The 1,201-nt window shown below is 49.9% G+C and carries 2 protein-coding genes; both read right to left on the bottom strand.

Annotated elements, in window-relative coordinates; all coding sequences use genetic code 11:
* Nucleotides 1–159: 159 nt before the first annotated feature.
* A complete protein-coding gene (locus AQR02_RS07935) occupies nucleotides 160–834 on the bottom strand; it encodes an HAD hydrolase-like protein (RefSeq protein WP_054940113.1) in 675 nt (224 codons plus the stop codon).
* A partial coding sequence (locus AQR02_RS33745) for a glycoside hydrolase family 9 protein (protein WP_245237210.1) occupies nucleotides 821–1,201 on the bottom strand: 381 nt, incomplete at its 5' end. The genes AQR02_RS33745 and AQR02_RS07935, both read right to left, overlap by 14 nt.

Here is a 1,201-nt window from a genome sequence, read left to right as displayed (position 1 = left end):
CGTGGCAATCTTCAGAATATCCTGATTCCGTTCGTCTGACGTCCGGTTTTCCTTGGCTGAAAACCTTCCAATAGGGTAACATAGGTGCTCCATGTCATCCTCAGCATACCCGGCCATCTACTTTGTCCTCCTTTTAATGGAGTTATCAGCTTAACCGCCTTATAGAAGCTCATATAACTCATCCAAAGTCGTTACTGTATAATCCGGCTTCACTGCTTGCCGCCAATCGGCTTCCTCCCGGTTGATCCAGCAGGCGGTAATCCCCGCTCTTGCCGCACCTAACACATCTGATGCTGTGTCTCCTACATGGATAATCTGCCCCGGCTCTACGCCGTAATGGGCAATGACCTCTCGGAACATCACGTTGCGGCTGTCATTTTTGTAGGATTTGTACATTTCCGAGGTAAACAGGGTTAGCGGATAGTTCTGATAAAAGTCCGGAAGCATCAGCTCATCAGTATCACTAACGATACAGACCTGATATTCCGTGCATATCCGCTGCAGGAAACGCTCCGTATCCTCATATAACGTGGACAACCGGTGCTGTTCAAACAGATTTTCCACTGCCAGAAGAGGATCAAATTCTACCCCATGCTGCTTAAAAACCTGCTGGAAGCTGCGGGAATAAATTTCTTTACTGGTCCAAAAATCTCCGTTACCCCGTATCTCAGAAGCTAACGTATGATAGCTGCTCAGCAGCATGCTTCCCAGCGCCAAAGCCCGTTCCTCACTATAGTCCTGCTGCAAAATAGGCTTCCATACATATGCCCTGCGGTCCTGAATATTGGCCAATGTCTGAAACATATCCAAGCTGATGACCTTATAACGTCCCATGGTTCACCTGTGTATTAAACCTCGCCGCCACCAGGACAGCCGGTGAATTCCAGTAGATCGTAACCTCATTCGTGGAGTAGCTGAGCTCATGATCGGCAAAACACTGCGCTGCAGGCTTACCCTGTAAATGCTGCAAAACATATTCATCATGCAATCCGCGGTCAGGCCCTCCAGACACAAGTCCGGGAACCGGTGCCTCCACATGATCGCCTACAGACGGGCGGTGATGCGGATGCAATACCGGACGGTCCCCAAAACCGGTCACATAGCTGATATCCAGCACATTTCGGCCCAGCAGATAGTGAAGATGGTCCAGTGCACAATCGGCATAACGGGCATCTCCGCTAAAATGCTCCGCAGCAAGCAG

The organism is Paenibacillus ihuae, from assembly GCF_001368795.1.
Lineage (GTDB): Bacteria > Bacillota > Bacilli > Paenibacillales > Paenibacillaceae > Paenibacillus_AQ > Paenibacillus_AQ ihuae.
This window is presented reverse-complemented; position numbering and strand designations above follow the sequence as displayed.

Coding starts and splice junctions, on each gene's coding strand:
- AQR02_RS07935 (WP_054940113.1), bottom strand. CDS start 834: ATGGGACGTTATAAGGTCATCAGCTTGGATATGTTTCAGACATTGGCC.